This window comes from Kordiimonas aestuarii (assembly GCF_025574465.1).
Lineage (GTDB): Bacteria > Pseudomonadota > Alphaproteobacteria > Sphingomonadales > Kordiimonadaceae > Kordiimonas > Kordiimonas aestuarii.
On sequence record NZ_JAOBPP010000021.1, the window covers coordinates 782,072 to 807,208 of the forward strand.

Genomic DNA, 25,137 nt, shown 5'->3' on the forward strand with positions numbered 1-25,137 from the left:
TTATCAAGCTGCAGCCTAGCGAAGACACATGAAAGAAGCTTTAATTGACCTTCCGGCTTTTAGCTGTAATTTCAGTAAAGTTGCTTAAAATTTGAGGCTTCGGCCATGATTGATGTGTTCCATAAAACAGTGATGCTGCCTCTGTTGGCGGCATTGATGGCAGTTCCCGTTGCTGCGCAACAGGAAGACGAGGAAGAAATTCCCGAACGCACCCCCACGGTTTTTAGTGGCCCAACCATGGCAGATTCAGAGATCGAAGACGCGCTTGCGCTGGTCCGGGAGGGCAATGTTGAGGCCGGAGCTGAGACCTTGAGGCGATTGGGGGAGCTGGGGAACCCGGACGCGTTTTTCCACCTTGCTGAAATCAACCGGCTCGGGGCAGGCAAGGAGTCATCGGAAGATGTAGCGCTTATGTATTACCGTTTTGCTGCCCGTCTGGGCCATCGCCGCGCCGCGCTTAGCCTTGCGAACATCCTGTTTTTTGAAGGCCAGGATACCGAGGCGGAATACAAGGAGGCCATGGAGATCTGGCAGAAATATGCCCTGAGGGGGGAGCCTGAGGCGATGTATTTGCTGGGCATGGTGTACTGGAACGGGGAAGGCGGCGTGCTGCCTGACCCGGTTCGTGGGTACGGCCTTGTGACAAAAGCGACCCAGTTTGAGTATGCACCCGCCATCGAGGCAGAACCCGCAATGCGGGAGCAGCTAAGCCTTGATGCCCGCGCCAAGGCGGCCGCTTTCGCAGACAATATGGCGCTCGAAGGTTTTGACGACACACCACTTGCCCTTGAGTTGGTGACTGACGACGCGGACACCATTATCAAGGGGTATGAAGAAGCCAAGGGCAAACAAGAGAAACCGGAAAACTGGGATGACGTATGGCATCTTGAGGTTGGCTTTGCCATGAGCCAGGAGGAGATCAAGAAACTGCAGGCCAAAATTATCGCCGACCCGAAGGCAGACGTGAAAGATATGTTTTCGGAAGTGATTGAGAATACGAATCGGGAAGGCTTGTATCGACTTGTCTTTGGCCCTGTTGGGAGCATGCAGGACGCTGTCCGACACTGTGTCGCGCTCAAACGGGTTGGGCATGACTGTTTTGCCAAACCCCCGCGCGAGGAATAACAGGTTTAGTGGCGCGGCTCGCCAGCGGCGGACTTGACAGCTTCTTCTTCCAGCATCTTGACAACAGCGTCCTCCATCAATGATTGCTGGCTCACCCCTCTTTGTTTTGCAAGCGCCCTGAGCGCCCGGTGCTTTTCTCTCGCCAGCCTGAGGGTCTTCTGCTGTCGTTCGGGTTTATTCGCAGTATTAGCGGGAAGCGCTGTGACGGGCTTTGGCGGCGGTGTCGGGGCGGTTTTAGCCGGCACGAGAAACAGCTCACCGTTTCGTTTGCCTGTGGTTTTGTGCCTTCCGCCATGGGGGGTGCGTTCTGGTCTGCTGCGTGTCAGTAGTGATGCGCTGAGCGATGCCATGCTCATTATTTTCCCTTTCCTCAGAACTGTTGATGGCTTGCGGCAACAGTACGGGTGCCGAACGCACCGCGCTGCAGCGGTGCGGCCTTGAAGCTCGCTTTTACCGGCAGGCGCTTGATGCGGTCGTCTATATAGGCCCATAGCGCATCAACCTCTTCCGCTGACCTGCCGCCCGCGGCCGCTTCCATCACGGTGCGCCCGTCAATCATGCTAGCGGCAAAGTCTTGCCGGTTATGAATGATGGTTGGAGCGACGGTGCCGTGTTGGGACAAGGCAATCGCGGCTTCACCTGTGAGCCGCGCCCGCGCTGTTGCGCCGTTGACAACAAATACCAGCGGTTTTTCCGCCCGTTCAACAAGATCCACAGTGGCGCCCGCGGCACGTAGATCATGCGGGCTTGGCCGTGTCGGGATGATGACAAGGTCTGATTTTTGGATCACTGCCTGTATAGAGCGGGTAATGGCGGGTGGCGTGTCGATAAATACCAACTTGATGCCACGTTCCTTGAGCATCAGCAGGTCCTGTGCCAAGGCACCAATATTCACGCGGGCAAAGGAAGGCCCGCCTTGCTGGCGTTCTGCCCACCAGTCGGACAAGCTGCCCTGCGGGTCTGTATCAATAAGCGCGACGGGGCCTGCGCCGGCGAGTTCTGCAGCCACACCAAGGTGGCCCGTAAGGGTGGTTTTGCCTGACCCCCCCTTTTGTGACGTGACGGCGATAATGCGCATCTCTTGTCTCCAAATTGCCTGATCGGGAGTATTTCAGCACCCAAAGTGGCACAGCAGGCGTAAAAACCCCCTTAAGGAGTGCGGAGACTTTTCCTCTAATGATATGATAATATTGAATAAAATTTAATCGCATTCGATATTTCGCTTCCATCTGACAATGTCTGGGCGATTTTCTTGGTGCCGGGAGGCGAGTGTTCAGGCGCTATTTCAAAGGCTACCGGCCATATTTTGCGCGGAGGTCAAGTTTTCGTGCGTGAAAGCAAAGCCATAATGAGTTTTGAACCTTTCTGATAGGTTGATATTCCGCTATGGCTGTTGTCGGAGGGGCTGGCCAAGTGCAATTGCGCTCTTGCCACGCTTGTTTTGACCGAAGGGAAGGTCTCTATGTTACATCAGTCCGCGTTTTCAGCGGCAGAAACAGCGGTCGTCCGGAAAGCCGCACGACATCTCATACCGTTTATGGCGTTGCTGTATTTTGTGTCCTTCCTGGACCGGGTAAATATTGGCTATGCGGCGCTCACCATGAATGCCGATATAGGCCTTTCAGCCAGTGCGTTTGGCTTCGGTGCCGGCATCTTTTTCATTGGTTATTTCCTTTTCGAGGTGCCAAGCAACCTGATCCTCAAGCGTGTCGGCGCGCGGCGCTGGATCGCCCGCATCATGCTCAGTTGGGGCATCCTGTCGGCCGCTACGGCATTTGTCGAGGGTCCTGTCAGCTTCTGGATCATCCGGTTCCTCCTCGGTGTCGCCGAGGCGGGGTTTTTTCCCGGTATGATCTACTATCTCACCTATTGGTTCCCTTCCGCCGTACGCGGGCGGGTGATCGGCGGTTTCCTGATCGCGGTCCCGCTTTCGAGCGTGCTGGGCGCACCGGTTTCGACATGGCTGCTGGAAACACCGATGTTTGGTTTCGCGGGCTGGCAAACCATGTTCCTGCTGGAAGGTGTCCCGGCGGCACTGTTGGGTGTCGTTGTGCTGTTTGTGTTGCCGGACCGTCCAATGACAGCTTCGTGGCTGAGCGACAGTGAAAAAACCACCCTTGAGGGGCTGCTTGATAAAGACCGTGGACCATCGCAGCATACCTCATTGAAAGCTGGCCTGCTCAGCCTGAACGTCTGGCGTTTCTCCTTGATATATTTTGGTCTTGTTGTCGGCCTTTACGGTTTCAGTTTCTGGTCTCCCCAGATCATCAAGGCGCTTGGCAATCTCAGCAATATAGAGGTTGGTATTGTCTCCATTGTGCCCTACGCGCTGGCCGCTGTTGCGCTGTACTGGTGGGGCAACCGGTCCGACCAGGGTGGCGACCGCGTCCTGCATCTGGCAATGCCTGCGTTTCTCGCGGCTGTGGCTTTTGCCATAAGTATTTTTGTCGCAGACCCAATGCTGAATTTTATCGCGCTGACAGTGGGTGCGGTTGGTATTTATGCCAGTTTGCCTGTCTTCTGGACGCTGCCCACACAGGCTCTGAGCGGCACAGCGGCGGCAGGGGGCATTGCGCTCATTAATTCCATTGGCAATCTGGGAGGTTATGCGGGGCCGGTGGTCATCGGTTCGTTGCTGGACAGTACTGGTGGTTTTGCTGGTGGCATGCTGGCGCTGGCGGCCGCTATGCTCGCCGCCGGGCTTCTGGCCCTGTCAGTCAAATGGCGGAATGCCGGTTGAAGCCGGGGATGGACAAAGGAGGGCATCACAATGAAAAAAAGCAAGCTTATTGGCAGTACCATAATTTTAGGAGCACTCGTTGCGGGCACCGCATACCTGCTGACGTCAGCGAATGTGCCGCCCCTGCCTCGCACCGTGACAGCCATCGCGAATGACCCAGCGCCGGTCGGGTTTGATGCTGTAGCGTGCCGCAGCATGGAAGGCGGTTACCTTGCTTATGGTACCGCGATGGTGCAGGCGGCGGCGCTCGCGGATAACACCTCCTCAGGCACAGCTGACTGTGTCGTGACGGTCGCGTTCACGGCGTCTGACCTCAAGTTTCAGGCACGGTTGCCCCTGGGCCGCTGGAACCAGCGTATGGTTTATATCGGTGGCGGCGGTTTTGACGGCCTGATGACCGATGTGCCCGATTATGTCAGCCCATCGATCAAGGCCAAGCCCTATGTCACGGTAATGACTAATGGGGGTCATGATGCGCCGCTACCCACCAGCTATTTTGACGCCGAATTTGCCTTGGACGGGCAGAAGCTTGTGGATTTCACCTATCTGTCCGAGCATCGCAGCCTGCCGGTGGCGAAAGAACTGATCGAGAATGTATATGGGACAAGCCCTGCCCGCAGCTATTTCGAGGGCTGCTCTATGGGAGGGCATGATGCGCTGATGGAAGCGCAGCGTTTCCCTTATGATTTTGATGGTATTATCGCGCGGGCCCCTGCGGGTAATATCATGGGGCTGTTTGCCAAGTTTCACCAGATTTCGCAGCAGGTGGAAGCCGTGGGCGCGCTTTCAGACACGCAGCGTGAAGCCCTGTCCGTCGCGGTCCTGCAAGCATGTGACACGCTTGATGGGGCAAAGGACGGCATCGTTTCAAACCTCAAGGCATGCAAGGTGGATGTGAAGGCTCTGGCTTGCCCGGCAGCGGGGGGTGGGGAGAATTGCCTCAGCGCAAAACAAGTCGCGCTTGTTGAGATAATCACCTCTGAATTTCGTTCAGAGAAAACCGGCATCCACCATGGCGGCTATCCGGTTGCCGGTGCCGCTGAAACCAAGGCATGGGGCGAATATATCTGGCCGCAACTGATGCTTGGAAACACTTCGTTACAGGGGGCGTTCTCAACCGGTTTTATCCGCTCCTTTATCACCCGCGACGCGGATTATGATGTGGAGGCCTGGCAGGTAGACGACTGGAAGGCGCCGCTTGGCCAGGTCAGCAGCCTGTTTCAGGCGTATGACCCCGACCTTTCCCGCCTTGCTGACTATGGCGGCAAGCTTATCGTGTGGAACGGCGTGTCAGATACGTCCGTCAGTGCCAACGATACGGTTGGCTATTATGAGGCCGTGCGCAAAAGCCTGGGGGAAGCGACGGCGGAAGAAACGGTTGCGCTGTTTCTCTCCCCCGGAGTTGGCCATTGTCGTGGGGGTGCGGGGGCAGACAAATCCGAACTGATGGACAGCTTGGTCAAATGGGTGGAAGACAACAGAAAACCTACCAGACAGGATGTCACGGCTGAAAAGCACGCAGACGATGGCACGGTGATCATGACAGCGCCGCTGTGCAAATATCCATCTTATCCCCATTATCGTGGTTCAGGTGACATGAATAGCGCAGAAAACTTTGACTGTCGCACCTAGCGTGAGCATGGGAGCATCAGGGCTTGGCCCTCGCTGAAAGCTAAAATGTAAACAGTTCGTGCGGGCATGCACATGCTGCACCTCAAACAGACCTTTCAGATAGGTTTTCTGTTTGATATGACAAAGGTGAGACACGGCAGGCGTCTTCCGTGTCAGGGAAGTCATACATACCAAGGGGAAGGGTATATGTCGCATACTATGAAACAGTGTCTGCTCGCAGGCACCTGCATCGGTGCTGTGATGTCAGTGCCAGCCGCCGCGCAATCGACCACGGATACAGACACAGCGCAGCTTGAAGAGATTGTGGTCACCGCCCGCCAACGGGAAGAGTCGCTCAAGGATGTGCCGATAGCGGTCAGTGCGATTACGGGCGACAAGCTCAAGGAACAGCAGATCTATGCTGTGAAGGATATCGCGGCTTACGTGCCGGGGCTCAATATCAACTCCGACAGCGTGGGCCGTGCCTTTGTATCGATCCGCGGTGTGGGCACCACGCTCATTGACACCGTGCAGCCGGGTGTTGGTATCTTCATTGACGGCATTTATCAGCCCAACACCTCCTATCTTAACAGCCCACTTGTGGATGTTGAGCGGGTTGAGGTGCTGCGCGGGCCGCAGGGTACGTTGTTTGGCAACAACACTCTGGGTGGCGCAATTAATGTCATAACACGCAAGCCGGGCGATGAATTTGAAGGCCGGGTGGATGGCGCGTATGCCGACAGTGATGACTTTCGCTCTTTGTCCGCCAGTGTGAGCGGGCCGATTGTGGAAGATGTGCTGCAGCTACGACTTGGTGCCGCCTATCATCACCATGACGGGTTTCAGGAAAACGTGCTTGCCGGTGGTTATAGCAACCCGCTGACGCAGAAGACAGTGAACGGAACCATTCGCCTGCTGCCGTCTGAATGGGCTGAATTCACGCTTAACGCCAGCTACGATAAGGTCAAGGGCGGCAATGTCGCTTATCTTGGGGTGGCGGGCCCGACTGACTATTCGCTTGAAGGTGCATCGAACGTTCTCAATATCGCTGAGCATGAATACAAGGGCGTGAACCTCAAGGGTGAATTTGATGTGGAAAGCATCGACACCATCATCACAACTGTGCTGGCGTATAACCGTCGGGACCAGCAGTCGGTCGGTGACGGTGATTATGGCCCGGTGGATTTCTTCCGCAGCGCGGGGGAATCCAGGCTTGTCACCAAAACAGGGGAACTGCGCTTTGACACAAACTGGTCTGCCCGCTTCTCCACCCTTCTCGGTGTTTTCACCAGCCGCTCCACCACCGATGCGTCGGGGGTGACCACGGTGGTGCCCGCCGGGCTTGATGTACCAAGCGCAAGCTTTGCAGAGATCGAATCGCAGGCCGTGTTTGGCACCGCCTTCATCGATCTCAGCGATAGCGTCGATCTGGCCGTGGGTCTGCGTTATGACCACCAGAAACTCGACGCGACCAACGCCGGTAGCACCGATGCTTATGAAGCGAACGATGTGCAGCCGCGGGTAACATTGACGAAAAACTGGAACGAGGACGTTATGACCTATGCGTCGGTTGCGCGCGGTGTGCGGGGTGGCGGTCAGAACGGGCCGGGTGCGCCAAACCTCATCTATCGTGGAGACAGCGTCTGGACCTATGAACTGGGCACCAAACTGACCACAGCGGACAAGAGCTTCTCGCTCGATGCGGCAGTGTTTTATAATGATTATAAACACTTCATTGGCCAGAACGCACTGGCACCCAGCACCACGGGGGCGGGCTATGTGGCGGTAAACCTCAACAGCGGCACCGTGCACAGCTATGGTGCGGAAGCGGAGATGCACTGGCAGCTGACCAGCAACTGGCGCATCGATGCCAGTGCCACGCTCCTCCATGCCCGTATTGTGGATGGCAGCGAGTTTGAAGATACCACAGGCTATGCCCTGCCAAGCGACCGGATCATCTTCACGCCGGACTGGAACTTCAGCCTTGGCACGAATTATGTCGTGCCGGTGGGTGATAATGAGCTGGCATTTGACCTCGGTCTTGTTGGCAAGGGCAGCCGGATGGGTTCAAGTCTTGACCCGGATGTAGCCCCCCTTCTGGAGACTTATTATCTTGTGAACGGCTCCATCACATGGCGGATGGAAAGATTTGAGGTCGCCGCTTTTGTCAGTAATCTCTTTAACGACAAATATATGGAAAGCTATATCGACCAATCGCTTCTAGTGCGGGCGGGGCTTGCTGCTGTGGCGCAGAACCTCGGCCTGCAGGGCGAGCGGCGTCGCATCGGTGTGCGCGCCACGGTGAGGTTCTGATAATGGCCTCGCTGGTCCAGAAAGCGCACCCGCCGCTTGGTGGCGAGTTCACGGACGGCCTGCGTGCCATCTTCGGTGACCGGCTTCATTTCGGTGAGGCCGTGCGCGCGCAGCATGGTGGCAGCGAAAGCCATTTCGAGACCATGCTACCTGATGCTGTGGTGTTTCCGCACAAGACGGAAGAAGTCGTGGCGCTTGTGAAACTGTGCCAGCAATACCAGATACCGGTGGTACCCTTTGGGGCCGGAACATCCGTGGAAGGGAACATAACCCCCATCGCCGGGGGCGTGAGCGTCGATCTTTCTGAGATGAACCAGATCCTGTCGGTGAACCCGGAAGACCTCGACTGTACTGTGCAGGCGGGTGTGCGGCGGGAAGAGTTGAATGAGCACCTCAGGGATTTGGGGCTTTTTTTCCCCATTGACCCGGGAGCGAACGCCACTATTGGTGGCATGGCCTCGACGCGAGCGTCGGGCACCAATGCTGTGCGCTACGGCACGATGCGGGAAGCTATCCTGTCGCTCCGCGTTGTGACACCTGACGGGCGCGATATCCGCACCAGTGGCCGTGCGCGCAAGTCTGCCGCGGGCTATGATATCACGCGGTTGATGATTGGCGCCGAAGGCACGCTGGGTATTATCACCGAGATCACCCTGCGCCTGCACGGCATCCCGGAGGTAATATCGTCGGCGGTTTGCAGCTTTGAGAGCATTGCTGGCGGGGTGGACACGGTTGTGCAATCGATTCAGATGGGAGTGCCCCTCGCCCGCGTTGAGATCCTCGACGATATGCAGATGAAGGCGGTCAACCTGTGGTCCAAGCTCGATTATCCTGAACTGACCACCCTCTTTTTCGAGTTTCACGGTACCGAGGCTTATGTGGCCGAGCAGGTGGAAATTGTGCGTGATATCGCCGCTGATAACGGCGGTGGTGATTTCCACTGGTCCAACCTGCCTGAGGAACGCACCAAGCTCTGGCGCGCACGACATGAAGCCTATTATGCGGCGCTTGGCCTGAGGCCGGGCAGCGTTGGCTGGCCAACAGACGTATGTGTGCCCATGGGGCGGCTGGCGGAATGTATCAGCGCCACGAAAGAAGACCTTGGCACAGCAAGTATACCGGCTACCATCCTGGGCCATGTGGGCGACGGCAATTTCCACGTCATTTTTGTGTTGGACCCGGATAGGCCGGAAGACCTTACAGAGGCTGAAAGGCTGAATGCGCGGCTTGTCGGTCGGGCGCTTGAAATGGGCGGCACCTGCACAGGCGAGCACGGCATAGGCCTTGGCAAGCAGGACTGGCTTGTGCGGGAACTGGGCGATACTGTCGACCTCATGCGGATGGTCAAACGCGCGATAGATCCCAATAACCTGTTCAATCCCGGAAAAATTTTCACGCTCTGATCCATGGATCCAGGCCAGTAGGGAGCTGGGTCTGCCTTATTAACCTATCTGATAGGTATTGACTATACTATCTGATAGGTTATGGTTTAACCGGGAAGAAGGGGAATAGAGTTGAAATATTCCTGCATAAAAGAAGCGGCGCTCTTTGGCGATGTGCCGATCTCGGATGAGATCAGCATTCATTGGGGCTGTGACGCAGCCCATGAGGTTGCCGCAGTTGGCGCCCACGTGGCATTCATATACCTCCCAGGGTCAGGCGGGATGCCGGGCACGTTTTTCATACATGTCCGGTCGTCCTGCCGCTCTGGTGACGCAATCTCTGAACTTGACGGTGAGGAGTGCCTTGTCGTGCAGGTGTCGGAAGCCGCGCTCAAAAAATTTGAAGCGATGCAAATCAACCACCTTGGTGGCTGTCGCTATCATATGCCGGAAAACTTGCGAGCGATCACCCGGGCCCTGCTTGAATGCAACATGACCGGAAAAATGGCGCAAACATACCGCACCGCGAAGGCGATGGAGCTTTTATGTGAAACCCTGCGTGTGGGTGCCGATGAAACCCTGGTGCCGTGTCTTGACCATGGCGGGCTTTCAGCCACGGATACAGCTCGTATCATGCAGGCCCGTGTCGTGATAGACGAACACTGGAGCCAGAAACTGACGCTTGATCACATCGCGCGCATGTGTGGGCTGAACCGGTCCAAGCTCACCTGCGGCTTTCGTCAGCTTTTTCATTGTACGGTTGCGGAAGCCCTTGCAGAAAAACGCCTTCTTGAAGCGCGGCGTATGTTGCTGACGACGGATATGTCCGTCTCGGCGATCGGCTATAAGGCGGGATATCAGAACAATGCCAGCTTCTCGCGGGCGTTTGGCCGGCGATTTGGTGCGCCGCCCAGCGATTATAAGGCTGGCAAGGTTGCGGCTTAGCGTGATAATCCGAAATGTGTAAAAGCTGGCAGTCAGTGATAGAGGATTGGGACGAGGCATGAACGTGCAAGAGCGCGGTGACGAAAAAGGTTCGCTTGTCAAAAAGGCGATGCGAGCCGTTACCTTTCACATCAAGGACAACCGGTTGCGCGTCGGCGATACCCTGCCCGGCGAAGGCTATTTTGTGTCGGAGCTTGGTGTCAGCCGTGCGGTGATGCGTGAAGCCTTCGGTGCGCTTGCCGCGCTGCAGCTTATTGATGTCGGCAACGGCCGCAAACCGAAAGTGGGAGCGGTTGACGGCTCGGTTATTGCGACCTCGCTCAATCATGCGGTGGATACAGCGCAGATCACCGTACCCGAGGTGTGGGACGTGCGCCGCACTATTGAACTGCGTACAGCTACCCTTGCCGCTGTGTCACGCACCGAGGCGGAAGCAGTGGGCATCATGAACCTTGCTGACGCCATCGCGCGCGACAGCGATAACTTTGAGTTGATGACCAAACACGATATCGCCTTCCACGAAGCCATCGCGCGGGCCAGCCATAACGCACTTTTCCTGCAGATCGTCACCTCTTTCTCACCCCTCATGCAGGTGGCGGTTCCTACTGCCTGGCAAACCCGCAAGGCAGCGGAGCAGAAGTCCGTCATGCTGGAGCGCCACCACGATGTGGCGGTGGCGATCGCCAACCGCGATCCAGAGGCAGCGGGCAACGCCATGAAGGCGCATTTCGATACGTCCATTGGGGACTTGTTGCGCGGTCTCGCGGGGCCATACGGCGGGCTTTGAGCCACGCCGATGTCCACCCCCTTCACCTGACTCTATGGCCTGGTGCTTGGCCTTGGGTAACGGTTATTTCAGGAAACGATCATACCAACTGATATAGCGCTGGTAGCGGTCCAGCACAAAACTGGGCCGGACGATGCTGTGGGTTTCACCCGGATAGACGACAAGCAATGTCTCGATCCCGCGCCGGCGCAGGCCCTGATACAACTGCTCGGAGTTCTGGATAGGGACGTTCCAGTCTTCCTTGCCGCCGATCACCAACGTGGGCGTGGTCACCTTGCCGATATCGTTGAAGGGCGAGATACGCTCCCACGCTTCAGGGGTTTCCCATGGTAGGCCAAGCTCCTGTTCCCAGATGGCCTGGTAGATGTCGTGGCCATAGTTTGCGCGGTAAAGCACCTCGCTCGCGCCGGAGATCGCCGCTTTGAAGCGGGTGGACTTGGTGATCACATAATTGGTGAGGATGCCGCCATAGGACCATCCGCCAACGCCGAGCTTATCCGGGTCTGCGTAGCCTTCAGCGATAGCGAAATCCACCGCCGCCATCACATCCTCAAAGTCCTTGACGCCCCAGTTGGCGAACAGGATGGCCGAGAAATCTTCGCCGTAACCAGTTGACCCGCGTGGGTTAGGTGCGATGACGACGTAACCGGCCGCCGCCAGCACCTGCGCTTCGGTATAGAAGCCGGAATCATGCTGCGCAACGGGGCCGCCGTGGGGCCGTAGAATGGCGGGGTAGCGCTTGCCTTGCTCGTAACCCGGCGGAAGATATATGAAAGCCTCGATCATGGTACCGTCCGCACTGGGAAACTGGACTTCCCTGACGCTTGCGAGGTTGACGGAGGCCAGCAGTTTGTCGTTCAGGTGCGAAAGCCTCTGCAATTTACCCTTCTTCAGCGTGTAGATGGCGTCGGGCTGGTCCGGCTCACTGCGGTTGAGGACCGTCATGCCGTCACCGTTCATGTCGAAAGCATAGGTGGAAGACTGGTCTTCGGTTACGCGTTTCACTTTACCCGATTTTGTATCAACAGCGATTAACGGCATCTGGCCGTCATCCTCACTGACGACATAGATGGAGCGTCCATCCGGGGCGTAACGCGGCGCATGTACGGGTCGATCATAATCTGTGGTCAGAAGCCGGGCTTCACCGCCCGCGGCGGGAGAAATCGCCAGATGGTTCGTCGCATACCAGATTTTGGCTGTATCTACAGTGCTGACATAGGCAATCCACTTGCCGTCCGGGCTCCAGGCGGGACTATAGTCGGCACCCGGGTTGGAGGTGACGCGGCGAAGCGGATGGTTCTCTGCCGTGGCAGCTTTACCGTCCTCAAGCGTGGCGGACACTACCCAAATATCACTATTTGTATTGCTGTCGGGCTCTTCGGTGCGGTTACTGGTGAAAGCGATCCACTTGCCGTCCGGGCTCCAGGCCGGGGACTGGTCGTCATAGTCGCCGAAGGTGATTTGTGTCGGGCTGCCTTCGCCACTGAACAGATATAAATGCTGACGGTAGCGGTCGAGATATCCAACACCGTCTTCCTTGAATTGAAGACGGTCGATGACCCAGGGCATAGGCTTGTCTTCGCCATCGATCTTTTCCGGCTCCGGTTGGAGGTCGGTGAGGGTGAGCAGCATTTCCTCACCGTTCGGTGACCAGGCGAAGGCGTCAACGCCTTGCTTGATGTGGGTGTATTGCCGGGCCTCACCGCCGCGCCGGTCGAGCAGCCAGACCTGGCTTTTTTCGCCTTCCTTTTTCTCTGCCAGAAAGGCCAGATATTTGCCGTCCGGGCTCCAGCGCGGGCTGCTGGCGCAGTAACCTTTGCCGCTCATCGCCAGTTCGGCTGTTCCGTCCGTGGCGGCAATCCAGACCTGTGTCCGGCGCTTATCTTTTTCAAGATCGTTGCGGCTGACGGTGTAGGCAACCCACTTGCCGTCCGGGCTCAGGCGCGGGTCGCTCGTGTACTGCAGTTTAACCGCGTCGGCTGCGGACAGCGAACCTGGGTCGGCTGCGTGGCCGCTATATGAGATGACGGCGGCGAATAGTGCTGAAAATATTATCCTGTAGTGCATGAAAACTCCCCCTCTTCATGTCCCCGAACCGTGCTGTGGCATGACGGGTGTCAGCGAGCATGGATCGCGATCAAAGCAGGAAACGGGAGGTTTAGCAATCCCGCGTTTGCGCTTTTCGCTGTCCAGATCAAGTAGTTATGCAGAAATATTCTCCGATACTTAAGTAAAGTTATTATATCATTCGTTATATAAATGAAAAAACTTAAGTTTAAAAATAGCTTCACTGCGTCATCTAGTTGACGGACAGTTTAGTTTTCCTGTAGAATCCTCAAGTTAGGGATAGTGGTAGGAAGGGGGGCTTTTTACCAAAAAGTATTGTTTAACTTTGCAAGCTTCGGTTTGCGGGTCAGCCCCCGTTGTTGTCTTTTGAAAATGCAACTAGGGAGGAAGCTTTTATGTCGGACAGGACAAAAAAAGCACTGATAGTCATGTTAATGACGTCTAGCGCCATGGCATGCATGGCACCCGCAGCTTCGGCACAGGAGGCCGGAGAAAGCGCGGACACTGACGATGAAATGCAATTGGAGGAAATCTACGTAACCGCGCGGAAAAAGCGTGAGCTTGTTGTCGAGGTGCCAATGAATATTTCTACCGTCGGAGCGGTGGAAATCGAAAAACGCAACCTTGTCAACAAGGAGGACATGTACCGCACGATCGCAGGCGCCGCGAGCCCGCGGGGATCGTTGATCCTGAGGGGTCTGTCGGGCAGTAACTCGACGGCGCCCGGCACCACCACCACCTTTACCGACGGCATACCGTATAATTTTTCCAACCTGTTCGATGTTGAACGGGTGGAGGTGCTGCGCGGCCCGCAGGGTACACTCTGGGGCTCCAACGCGATTGGCGGTACGGTGCAGGTGATCACCAAAAAACCGAACCTTGATGAGTTCGAAGGTCTCGCCACACTGCAGCTTGACCGGGAGAAAAACCGACCCAGCACGGGTGTGCGTGCTTCTGCTGCGGTGAATTTCCCGCTGATTGCGGGTGAGCTCGCGCTCCGGGTAACCGCGTCTGTCGGTCATGTGGGCAAAAAGGTTCTCAACACCTATACCGGTGTGATCGGCGAGGACGAAGACCACTTCATCCGTACGCAGTTGATGTGGTCGCCCAATCCTGAAACCCGCATTAACTTCATGCATGTGAACGAGCGTATATTTGACAGTGGTGAAACCGATGTGGATGCGAACTCACCCACATACTATTATGACGCCATCCTGACTGCCAATCCGGACGCACCCTACGGCTATGATGTCGCGTTCGACTTCCCAAGCTGCCCGGATGGTGCCAGCCGGACCTCGTGTTTCGGCGGGCAACTGAACGGTCATGATCCGAAATTCACGCAATATATGCTGATGGACCAGTTCACCCGGGACCGCCAGAACCTGTTTGCGTTGAATATCGAGAAGGACAGCATCTTCCCTGGGGCGGACTTCACCTATTCCGGTTCCTACCGGCGGAATGACAATCTTGGACGGCAGTCCTGGTGGTCACGGGCGGACGCCAACGATATGTTCCGTACCTGGATCATGGACGAATCCGAAGGCCGTCGCTGGACCCATGAAGCGCGGCTTCAGTCCAATAATGAAGATAGCGCGCTCAGCTGGACCGTCGGTGCTTTCTACGACCAAAACGAAACGCTGCCGTCAGGTGACGTACAGTGGCAGTATCATGCAAGCGACGACCGGTCACGCGCGATAGCCGCTTATCTGTGGGGCTCCTATTGGGGGCTTGGCGATCCGTCGGAAATTGGCGCAACCATGTATGGCGACGATACCAAGAACTACAACTACACCATCTACAAATGGAAAAAGAAGGAACTCGCCTTCTTTGGAGAGCTGAGTTACACGCTAGACCTCGGTGACGCCGGGGATCTCGAGCTAACGGGTGGCCTGCGCTATTATGATCTGAAGGATGACCTGCATGACGAAGTGTCGGGCATCTGGATTGATCCATATGACCTGACGCGTCAGGAAACCATCACCAACGACGGTGAAAACGGTACCCGGAAAAAGTTCAGCGTTAACTATATGCCGAACGAGACCCTCGGTATCTTCGCGATCTATTCGGAAGGCTACCGCCGGGGCGGCAACAACGGCCCGACCCCGCCGGCCGACTGTTTGAACGATGAGAATATCGGTTCCTATACAGACCGTTATGCATCGGACAAGATCAAGAACTATGAAGTGGGTGTGAAAGGCGCTGTCTTTGATCGGCGCATGTCGTTCTCCTCTGCCGTTTACCAGATTGACTGGTCCGGCGTGCAGGCAGATGTCTATATGCCGTCGTGTGGTTTCTCCTACATCGCGAACGCAGCTTCGGCCCGCTCGCAGGGTGTGGAGTTCGAATCGACGACCCAGATCATGGACGGTTTGAACCTGATGGTGAACGCAGCTTATACCAACTCGAGGATGACGTCCGACGTGCCGGCACTTGGCGCCGAGGACGGTGACGATATGACGATGGTGCCGAAGTATAATTTCTATGTCGCGCTCGACAAGGAATTCGAGATCTGGAACAAGGACGCGTCTGTCCGGCTCGAGATGCTTGGCTATGGCAAATACAAGTCTCACTTCAACGTACGTGAGGATGACATCTCGCCTGCCTATGAGTTGATAAACCTCAATGCTTCGTTCGGAGTGACCGAAAATTCGCGCCTTAGCATTTTCGTGAACAACCTGCTTGATAGTAATATCATCACCTATAAGCGGTCGCGCAGCCGGAGTGACTGGTCTGGCAACGCGCTGTGGTACACCTACGGGCAGGAACGCAACGTGACGGTTCGTCTGGATGTAACCTTCTAAATTTCTTCAGACCGTTTTATGGTGGCAGGCCTTCGGGCCTGCCATTTTTTTGCCCGAAGGTTGGGGAGGTATCTTTCAGTATGGACAAACAGGCATTCTACAGACAGGCCGCAGCCCTTGTGCAGGCGCAGGCATTTGCTGACGCCGAAGCCCGGCTGGCGGAGTTTCTGTGCGCGCACCCGGATGACGAGATCGCCCGTTCCATCTATGGCAGTGCCCTGATGCGGCAGGACAAAATTCCTGAGGCGCTTGAGGTGTTCGTCGAGAATACCCGACGGCACCCGTCGTCCTGGGCCGCGCTTGCGGATCTTGGCTTTGCCGCCATGAAGGCGGGAGACGCTGACCACGCGCTTGCAAGCTTTGAAGAGGTCGTCGCCCGCAACCCTGACTTTTACCTCGCCTGGTGCAATCTGGAGCGGCTTTATTTTGACAGGCAGGACTACAAGGCGGCGGTTCGGGCCAGCGACCGGGCGGAAACCTGTGATCCGCTTGATGGCGCCTACCGGGACATCCGGCAATTGATGCAATCGGACCGGCGCGCGGACGCGGAGAAAATCGCGCGGCAGATGTTGCAGCAACAATCTGGCCATCCGCGCGCCAGTTTTTTCCTTGCCCATCTTGCCGATACCGTCGGCGCGCATGAAGCTCGGCGCGATATCCTCCGCGCAAGCATTGAACAGCATCCCGCCAATGTCATGCTGCGGCGCAGTCTTGTGGAAGCACTTGAGGCCATGGGCGCCTATACCGCCGCACTTGCCGAGGCCCGCGCGCTCACCGATATAAAACCCGATTTTACCGCTTTCTGGCTCCTCAGCCGCATCTGTGGTCATGTGGCGGACTATGAAGGCGCGCTCAAGGCGGCTGAAGCCGCGGCAGCATTTCTTGAGGAAGGCAGCACAGAACTTGGCAAGGTGGATCTCCTGCGTGGCCACGCCCTCAAGATTCTCGGCCGGCGCCGGGAATGCGAGGAGGCTTACCGTGCCTGCACTGTCAATACACCGGACAATGGCGCAGGCTGGTGGGGCCTGGCCGACCTTAAGGATTATCATTTCTCAAGCGGTGACAAGGAGGCCATGGCAGCGCTGGCGGGTAACGATGGCCTGCCCGATGCGCAGCGATGCCAGGCGGCCTTTGCGTTGGCGCGTGCGTGTGAGAATGACCAAAAGCCGGGTGAGGCGATAGGCTGGTACAAAACGGCAAATGCCTTACGTACCGATGCTGCGTATGACCCTCTGCAGCATGCGGATTTCTATCGCCGCCTGAAGGAAAGCTTCAGCGTAGGTTGCCTGGAGCGGCGAGCGCCGCGCGAAATGCTGAAGGGACCAACGCCCATTTTTGTGGTGGGCATGCCGCGGGCGGGTTCCACGCTCATTGAGCAGATGCTGGCGAGCCACAGCCGCATCGATGGTACGATGGAGCTTCAGGCGCTCGCGCATCTCGAGCGTCGCATCCGTATTGAAGGTGGGCGGCGTTTTGGTAAACAGTTCCCTGAATCCATCGCGGATTTCAGCGCGGAAGACCTCTGCCGGTTCGGGCAGGCTTATCTCGATGAGACCGCAATTTACCGGGCAGGTGGCGATTTTTTCATCGACAAGATGCCGCCGAACTTCGAACGCATCGGCCTCATTCACAAAATCCTGCCACATGCGATCATCATCGATGCACGGCGCTATCCAGTGGACTGCGGTTACAGCGCCTTCAAGCAGCATTTTGCTGGCGGTCATGACTATAGTTACGACCTCGGTCACATCGGCCACTATTATAATTGTTATCTTGACCTGATGGACTATTGGCAGCTGGTCCTGCCGGACGGGATCATGACCGTGCAATACGAAGACACCATCAACGATACGGAGGCCGTTGTGCAGGCCATGCTGGCGCATGTCGGTGTGGCGTTCGAGGGGGCGTGCCTTGAGTTCTACCGGAACAGGCGCGCGGTAAAGACCGCCAGCAGTGAGCAGGTGCGGCAGCCCATCAACCGCAAGGGCGTCGGAGCATGGACGACGATTGCCGAGGAAATACACCCGCTTTTTGACAGCCTTGGTGACGCGACGCTGAAACGTTTTGCTGCCTACGCGCCAGACGGCGCACGGTAGGCTGAAGGCCAAAGTATATTTCCTCGATCTCGCCGGGATCCATCACCGACCGTCATCGCCAGCTTCATTCCCTGGCGCCGCAGTTCATGCCGTGCCGAGATTGGGCTCGGCCGACATGGTGTCGTAAAAAAGGGTCATCCGATACCCACCGTCAAACAGGCAGCAAAGGTGAGAAATCAAGCTCATTCAATACCCAGCCTAGACACCTTCTGGCCGTGAACAGCCATCACGGAAGAGTTGTTAACAAAAATAGGACATAAGCGGACATCGGTGACATAGGGGCCTCAAGCCCACGCATATTTGCGACGTCGGATCCACATCACCTGCTTGAATCTTTCCTTTAGTGCATAAGCGCTAGCTGGAGCGACTGTATGTTCATGAAAAAAGCGCAGGTGCTCCAGAATTGAGGCTAGGCGGCGCTCAGCGTCTGGGCCAAACGTAACCTTAGCAATATGAGAGAGGTTGTTGGCCCTAAAGCATGATTTGCGCTGCGCTAAACTCATCAAGCGCCAACCCGGCAAGGAAAACGCTTTCACCGCCTCCGAGGTCGAGCATAACACCGCTTTCCCCGTTCACACTGGCCTCAATGGCCCCGTTTAACACGGCGTCAAGGCTCTCGAACCCGCGATAGGACAGGTGAAGCGTGTCCTCATCCACGTTAAAGTCGGTGACCACGTCATTGCCACTTACAGTACCGAAACAAAAGGTGTCAGCGCCCGAACCGCCGGTGAGCTGGTCGTCGCCTGCGCCGGCCCAGAGTGTATCATCACCCGCGCCGCCGTCGACCGTGTCAGCGCCAGTGCCACTGAAAGCCAGATCATCGCCTGCACCGCCAAGTACTAGGTCGTCGCCCGCGTGGCCAAAGAGCGTATCGTCGCCCCCCAGGCCAATGAGCTTGTCATCGCCCGTTCGGCCGCCGATGAGGTCATTACCGCCTGAGCCAACGCCCACATCGTTGCCGCCCCCTGCCCAGATGTGGTTTTGCGCTGTGCCACTCTCGATTTCCTCACCGTCATCATAGCTGCCGTTGTCATTGATGCGGTCATCATTCCAACCGCCGCCGAGGATGGTATCGTCTCCCATGCCGCCGCGCAGCGTGTCCGCACCATCGCTGGACGTATCGCTGTCTTGGGGAAGTGATTGGCGGGTAGTACCGTCGGATGCGCCGTCGCCCACGATAAAGTCATTGCCGCCACCGGCGTGCACCATGTCATTCCCGCCGCCGCCGACGATGATGTCCTGCCCGTTGTCACTGCTGTCCTTCAGAATGGTGTCGTCGCCCTCGCCACCATCAAGCGTATCATTGCCCGCACCGCCCGTCAGTGTATCGCGGCCGTCTCCACCCATAACCGTATCATTGCCGTCCGTTGGCGTATTGATGACCGCTTCCGGCAGGTCGTTTACGTTGATATCGAGAAAGGCTGTACGACCTTTACCGCCGTCTGACGCGGTAACCTTGATGCTGAGTTCCTGGACTTCTTCATAGTCGAGCGCGACATCGTCGGCCAGATAGAGCTTGTCATCCACCACTTTGAAACGTGCGTCATCCACTGAGAAGCTAACGCTTTTTCCTTCCGGATCTGTTGCGCTAAGGGTACCGACAAAAGCGCCCATTTTATCTTCATCAACACCGGTTGAAACCAGCCTTGGCAAAGATGGTGCATCGTCAATACCCTCGATTGTCACTGTTATTTCCTGGGAGGAGCCATCTGTAGCCTGATAGGTGATGGTGTCTGTCAGGTTGCTGTCCGCCCCCAAGCCCGACACGGTGCTGCGGTCAAGGGTATAGGTCCATGTGCCACCAGTGAGTTCAAACTTGCCGTATCCGTTATCGCCCCTTGTGGCGCCCTGATCAGCGAAGGTGGGGGTGTCGTCTTCATCCAGATCGCTGATCGACAGCGTGCCGGTTGTTATGCCCGATGAGGTTGCCTGCTCAGACACGGAGCCGTTGAACGTGCCGGTGATAACGGCGTCATCTGCGGTGCCGATAATTGTTATGGTGATTTGTTGTTCCGCGTCGTTTGATGCGGTGTAGGTGATGGTGTCTGAGACAATATCGCCAGCATCCAGGTCCTGCACTGCGGCTTGGTCCAGCCTGTAGATCCAGTCTCCGCCCGTTAGCTCAAATGTACCGTAGGCGTTATCCCCCGCTGTAGCTGCCTGATCCGCGAAACTTGGGTTGTCTGCCGTGTCGACGTCACTGATCGAAAGCGTGCCGGATGCGGTCGTGCCCCTGCCGCCTTCACCCTCATCACTCTCAACCACAGCACCGGTGAAGGTGCCGGATACAACGGCCTCGTCATCAACAGCGGTGATATCCACATTGGCGCTTTCGCTCACTGTGGCATTGCCGTCGTTGACCGTGACGGTCAGTGTTGCGGCGTTATCACCTTCCGCATTTTCCGCCCCGGTATACTGAACATTGCCGACCGTATCCAGATAGCTGGTGATGTCGTCCGCGCCGCCCACAAGGGTGATCGTTTGCGCGTCTGTCAGCGTGGCTGTTACCCCGTCGCCAACACCCGCGCCGTCCGCAGGGGTGGTAAACGTGCCGCCGGTGACCGTGAGGGTCAGTGTTTGCGTGTCGTTCGTATCGATGTCAGTGATGCTGACGGCGGACAGGTCGAGGTTTCCTTGAATGTCTTCCGTGAAGATATAGTCGCTTCCAACACCGGTAAGCGTTGGTTCGTCGTTCACGCCGGTTATCAGCATGGATATTTCGCGTTTGGTGCCGTCGGCCGCCTCAACATTAATGCCGTCACCAAGGGTGTCGTCGCGGCTCAGGCCTGCCACAATATCGAGGTCATTATTGAGATCGAAGGTCCAGGCGCCGTTTGTGTCAATCGTTAGGGTGCCAAAATCGCCTTCCAGCGTTTCGGCTGTAAAGCTGTCAGCACCGTCTACATCGCTTACGGCCAGCGTGCCTGAATAGGTGTCTGCGTCTTCATTCATATAGGCCGAGACATCGCCCGTGAAGACAGCGGCATCGTTTATGCCGCTGATCGTAATGTCGATATCGACATTGTTACCGTCGTCCGCATAAACCGTGACAGTATCACCGAGCGTGTCGCCCTCCGTCAGCCCATTGACCGTATCGCTGGTATTATCAAGCGTGTAGGTCCATGTGCCGTTGGCTTCAATGGTAAGCGTGCCATAGTCGCCCTCAATCGTATCGGGGGTGAAGGCAACATCATTGTCGACATCATTGATGCCAAGGTAATTGCTGGTGGTTGGCACGCCTTCAAAAATCGTACCTGTTGTGGTGCCGGTGATAATGGAATCGTCGTTGGCACCGGTTACCGTTATAACCACCGAACTTTGGGTGCCATCGTCTGCTTCAATGGTATAGGTCAGGTCAATCTCGTCACCTTCCTGCATTTGATCAACGACGCTATAATCATTGTTGAGGTCAAAGCTCCAGTCGCCGTTTTCGGCGATTTCAAAGTCGCCATAGGATGAGGTTGAAGTATCTGCGTTGAAGCTGTCTTCTCCGTCCACATCGCTGACAGACGCAGTGCCGCCAATACTGTCTGTATTATCGTCAAGGTTTGCTCCTAGGGTACCGCCGATGACAGCTGCATCATTGACGCCGCGGATGGTGACGTTAACTGCTTTTTCGGTCCCGTCCGAAGACTGAATGGTGAAACTGTCGCCCAGCGTATCGCCAGCACCCAGTTCATTAATCGTGTCATCGCTGTTGCTGTCTGGCGTATAGGTCCAGCTGCCGAAGGCATTGATGGAAAGGCTGCCATAATCACCGTCCTGAACACTTGCCGTGAAATAGATATCACCGTCCGGGTCGCTTGAGGTCAAATCGCCGCTTATCGATGTGCTGCCTTCGTTGATGGTGCGGGCATCTGTGCCCGTGATCACAGACGGATCGTTAACCGGGGTGACGGCAACATCGATCGATTGCCCGACCGTGAAGTCGTAGGTCAGGAGGTCGTCCTCTGAAAAAGCGCCGACAACAGCCTCATATACGCGGTCGCCGTCAATATCGCCTAAGGCCACGTTGCTGATATAATAAACGGAGACATCATTTAACGGGTTGTCGTCGCCGGTGCGCTCGGTGAAGCTGGCACTATTGGTCGAGCCTGTGTTCTCAAAATAGCTGATATCGCCGCTGTTTTGCCCAAGCACGGCGTCCAGGTCGCCATCGTTATCCAGATCGATAAGCTCGATTGACGATGTTGAACTCAGGTCGACGCCGTTGAGCGGATTGCCGCTGCCGCTCACCTCTGTGAAGTCAGCGGTGTCGTCGTTGCCGTCGTTCCGGAAGAAGGTGAAAGACCCGTCCCCCTGACCTGCGAAGGCGTCGAGATCTCCATCATTATCCAGGTCACCAAAGGCAAGCGCTGCTTTGCTACCCACATCGAGAACATTGAGCGGGTTGTCGCCGCCTGTGCGCTCTGTAAAGCTTGGGGTCGCGGCGCTGCCCGTATTCTCAAAGAAGCGGACGGTGCCGTCGTTTATACCTACGAATGCGTCCTTGTCGCCGTCGCCGTCAATATCTGCGAAGGTAGGTGCCGCACGTGTACCAAAATCCACCCCATTAAACGGATTGTTGGCGCCGGTTTGCTCGGTAAAGTCGCCGCTGCCATCGTTCTCCCAAAACCGAATTCCGGCACCCGCGTTCCCAAACCCGACAAACAGGTCTATATCGCCGTCATTATCAATATCCACCATCGTGGGCGCGGTATATTGATTGCTATATGTATTGTCATAGAAGGGGTTGTCGCCCGATGCACGTTCTATAACCTGACCGCCGCCAAGCACGGAGTTGCCGTCTGTGTCAGCTACATTCAGGGTCAGGGTGCGGGCTTCAACCGGGCTGTCATCTGTGGCGGAGAAAGTGAGCGCTTCGATAAGCGCGTCAACCACTTCATCGGACGCGTTAGCGTTCAGCGCAATGGAGAAGGTGTCGCCGTCACCGCCCGATGTGGTGCCAACGCTCACGCCCTCATAAGTGACACTGGTGCCCGAAAAACCAACTTCGCCGCTTCCGGTTCCGGTATCCTGCAAAGATACCACGTCACCGGACAAAAGGCCGCTGACGGTGAGCGTGCCGCCGCTTGAATCAATGTCGGTGAAGGTCACATCGCCATCAAGCAGGGTGATTTCGTCCTCATTCACCGTAACGCTGCCAGCAAAGCCAGATAGCGAGCCCGGGTCATCGGCCCCGTTGATCGTGATGGTAATATCCTGGTTGGCGCCGTCTGCTGTCTGGATCGTTATCACATCGGTCAGCGTTTCGCCTTCTGTCAGGCCTTGTACGTCAGCGTGGCTTTCATTCAGGTCGTAGATCCAGTCGCCTTCATACTCGGTGGTGATCCGGCCATAATCACCATCATAGGCGAAGCCCGAGAGGCTTTCGGTCCCGTCCGGGTCGGAAAGGTTCAGCGTGCCGGTAACGGTGCCGGTGTTATCTTCATCGATATTGCCGCTTGTATCGCCGGTAATGACCATGGGGTCATCAACCGCAGTGATATCAATCGTGAGGGTGTCGTCATCATTGCCACCGGCACCGTCAGCTGTCTGGAGGCGGATCGAAGCGGCCGCGTCGCCGTAAGCATTGGCCGTTGGTGTAAAGGTGAGGCTGTCGAGTGCCGCGTTCACCTCCGCCAATGTGCCACTAAAGGTCATGCTGGCGTCGTCGGTGCCGTCTCCCACGGTGAAATCGAGGTCGGTGGTATCAAGCGAAACCGTGCCGCCCGTTACTGTGAGCGTAACGGTTTGGTCGTTGCCGTCTTCGTCGGTTATCGCGATCGTGTCGCCAAGGGAGACATCTTCGTCGTCCTCGATCACCTCAGGTGCGTCCGGCAAGGTAATCACCGGCGCGACATTATCCGGCGTGATGGTTACGTTCACGGTGATGATGTCAGTATCGATACCGTCGGAAACCTGAATGAAAAAACTGTCAGAGCCTGAGGTGTCCGCGTTTGGCGTATAGGTATATGTGCCCGGCAGGTCCCCACCCCCAGACGTTGCTGTTGCCGTGCCGGTCAGGGTCACCGAACCTTTGCTGGGGCCGGAAACGACGGTCCACGTCAGCGTGTCGCCTTCGTCAGCATCGGTGACGCCAAGGCCGGGAATTGCCGTCGCACTGTCATTTTCATCGACAGTCAAAGAGACCGTATCATCCGCATCGTCAAACTCGGGTGCATACTGGTTAAACACCAGATTGTCGAAGCCCGGATTGAAGGGAAGACCAATATTCGCGCCGCCCAAACGAATAGTCATGCCGGTAGCATCGGTCGACAAAATAGCAAGAGAGTCACTGGTGTCAGCACCCAGAACGCCTTCAATCGTCGAGTATCGGCTCGTGCTGATAGAAAAGCCGCCGGAATCTCCTCCGGTTATATAACCGCTAATGGTACCATCCAGCGAGTTGTCGATTTCAATAATCTGAAACTGGTTGAGCCGGATACTTTCGGAAAACTCGAACGTTACCAGAGTGATAGCCTGCCCTCCCGGCGTGAAAACAAAGCCCCCGTCAGAACCACCTCCACCACCAACGGCAGACATAGTTACGCTGCCGTCTGTGCTCCCAAGACCATCCGTGAAAGTGACGGTCATGGTCACGCCGTCTTGCGTTTCCGTATAAACAGTATTCCCGTTTGAGAGTGATCCGCTCGAGAAATCAAACATCGGCAGGGTGTGCGGGTAAGATGACTGCGCAGCGTTGGTAAACGGTGCCGGCACACCGATGTTCCAGTCACCGCCTAGTGATGCGGCACCTACCGGCCGGTCTGTGGCGTGTACCTTTGCGTCCGTACCCGCCGCTAGTGTACGGATAAAGCTTGCCCCCTGTGTTGTCCACGCAACCGAGCAGGCCCAAAGTGCAATGCTCGCGTCATCGGCCAGCAAGGCATCTATGGCACTAAGCAGACCTTCATGGGTGTGAAGATAAGCTTCATCAACGTCCACACCACCGAGATGAATTGTGCCCGGTGAGCCGTGGGCGAGAATATGTACCGTCGTTATATGAGAGCGAGACGCCAGTGCCTGTGCGACCTGGAAAAGCGGATTCTGACATGTGTTCAGGTAAACAACGTCAACCGATGGCGAGAGTTCGCTCAGCAGGATCTCAACGTCTTTCACACCCCGGTCGATGATCAGGAGCTCACGCGCCGCTTCACGGTCAAATCCGTATACTGCTTTATAGTTGGTCATGGGTCCTCCCGCCATCTGTTGGCCACCATTTGATGGCAATGCCCGTATGCCGATTGGCCATTGGGCGTCATAACTGTCTCGCCCTTAAGTTCCCATG

General features: G+C 56.5%; 13 protein-coding genes. 9 read left to right on the top strand and 4 right to left on the bottom strand.

The features are described from left to right. Nucleotides 1–105 precede the first annotated feature (105 nt). Nucleotides 106–1,125, top strand: a complete 1,020-nt coding sequence (locus OEU85_RS16230) for an SPOR domain-containing protein (protein ID WP_262692564.1) — start codon at nucleotides 106–108, stop codon at nucleotides 1,123–1,125. A gap of 5 nt (nucleotides 1,126–1,130) precedes the next feature. Here OEU85_RS16230 and OEU85_RS16235 read toward each other — a convergent pair whose 3' ends face one another. Together OEU85_RS16235 and OEU85_RS16240 are read right to left on the bottom strand one after the other, a co-directional pair. Continuing rightward, entirely contained in the window at nucleotides 1,131–1,481 is a 351-nt protein-coding gene (locus OEU85_RS16235; protein ID WP_262692566.1) for a hypothetical protein, read from the bottom strand. Nucleotides 1,482–1,495: 14 nt separating this feature from the next. Then, nucleotides 1,496–2,203 (bottom strand): ParA family protein, encoded by a 708-nt coding sequence (locus OEU85_RS16240; protein WP_262692567.1) that lies wholly within the window; start codon nucleotides 2,201–2,203, stop codon nucleotides 1,496–1,498. A gap of 384 nt (nucleotides 2,204–2,587) precedes the next feature. Here OEU85_RS16240 and OEU85_RS16245 point away from each other — a divergent pair, with 384 nt between their 5' ends. The 6 genes from OEU85_RS16245 (at nucleotide 2,588) to OEU85_RS16270 (ending at nucleotide 10,903) form a co-directional block, all read left to right on the top strand. Continuing rightward, nucleotides 2,588–3,865 (top strand): MFS transporter, encoded by a 1,278-nt coding sequence (locus OEU85_RS16245; RefSeq protein WP_262692568.1) that lies wholly within the window; start codon nucleotides 2,588–2,590, stop codon nucleotides 3,863–3,865. A 30-nt stretch (nucleotides 3,866–3,895) separates the two neighbouring features. Further along, nucleotides 3,896–5,497, top strand: a complete 1,602-nt coding sequence (locus tag OEU85_RS16250; protein ID WP_262692570.1) for a tannase/feruloyl esterase family alpha/beta hydrolase — start codon at nucleotides 3,896–3,898, stop codon at nucleotides 5,495–5,497. A gap of 186 nt (nucleotides 5,498–5,683) precedes the next feature. Continuing rightward, nucleotides 5,684–7,789 carry a TonB-dependent receptor gene (locus tag OEU85_RS16255; protein ID WP_262692571.1) on the top strand — a complete coding sequence of 702 codons (2,106 nt, stop codon included), beginning with the start codon at nucleotides 5,684–5,686 and terminating at the stop codon, nucleotides 7,787–7,789. A gap of 2 nt (nucleotides 7,790–7,791) precedes the next feature. Further along, nucleotides 7,792–9,192 (top strand): FAD-binding oxidoreductase, encoded by a 1,401-nt coding sequence (locus tag OEU85_RS16260; RefSeq protein WP_262692572.1) that lies wholly within the window; start codon nucleotides 7,792–7,794, stop codon nucleotides 9,190–9,192. Nucleotides 9,193–9,303: 111 nt separating this feature from the next. After that, nucleotides 9,304–10,116: a helix-turn-helix domain-containing protein gene (locus OEU85_RS16265; protein WP_262692573.1), complete on the top strand. Its 813-nt coding sequence runs from the start codon at nucleotides 9,304–9,306 to the stop codon at nucleotides 10,114–10,116. Between the two features lie 58 nt (nucleotides 10,117–10,174). Continuing rightward, complete coding sequence (locus OEU85_RS16270; protein ID WP_262692574.1) at nucleotides 10,175–10,903, top strand: FadR/GntR family transcriptional regulator; 729 nt, start codon at nucleotides 10,175–10,177, stop codon at nucleotides 10,901–10,903. Between the two features lie 63 nt (nucleotides 10,904–10,966). On the opposite strand, the gene OEU85_RS16275 is transcribed toward OEU85_RS16270, so the two are convergent. After that, entirely contained in the window at nucleotides 10,967–12,970 is a 2,004-nt protein-coding gene (locus OEU85_RS16275) for a S9 family peptidase (protein WP_262692575.1), read from the bottom strand. A 395-nt stretch (nucleotides 12,971–13,365) separates the two neighbouring features. Between OEU85_RS16275 and OEU85_RS16280 the strand changes: the two genes are divergently transcribed. Continuing rightward, nucleotides 13,366–15,771: a TonB-dependent receptor gene (locus OEU85_RS16280; protein WP_262692577.1), complete on the top strand. Its 2,406-nt coding sequence runs from the start codon at nucleotides 13,366–13,368 to the stop codon at nucleotides 15,769–15,771. Between the two features lie 80 nt (nucleotides 15,772–15,851). Then, nucleotides 15,852–17,867: a tetratricopeptide repeat-containing sulfotransferase family protein gene (locus OEU85_RS16285; RefSeq protein ID WP_262692579.1), complete on the top strand. Its 2,016-nt coding sequence runs from the start codon at nucleotides 15,852–15,854 to the stop codon at nucleotides 17,865–17,867. A gap of 471 nt (nucleotides 17,868–18,338) precedes the next feature. Here OEU85_RS16285 and OEU85_RS16290 read toward each other — a convergent pair whose 3' ends face one another. Beyond that, nucleotides 18,339–25,040 carry a VCBS domain-containing protein gene (locus OEU85_RS16290; protein WP_262692580.1) on the bottom strand — a complete coding sequence of 2,234 codons (6,702 nt, stop codon included), beginning with the start codon at nucleotides 25,038–25,040 and terminating at the stop codon, nucleotides 18,339–18,341. Nucleotides 25,041–25,137 lie beyond the last annotated feature (97 nt).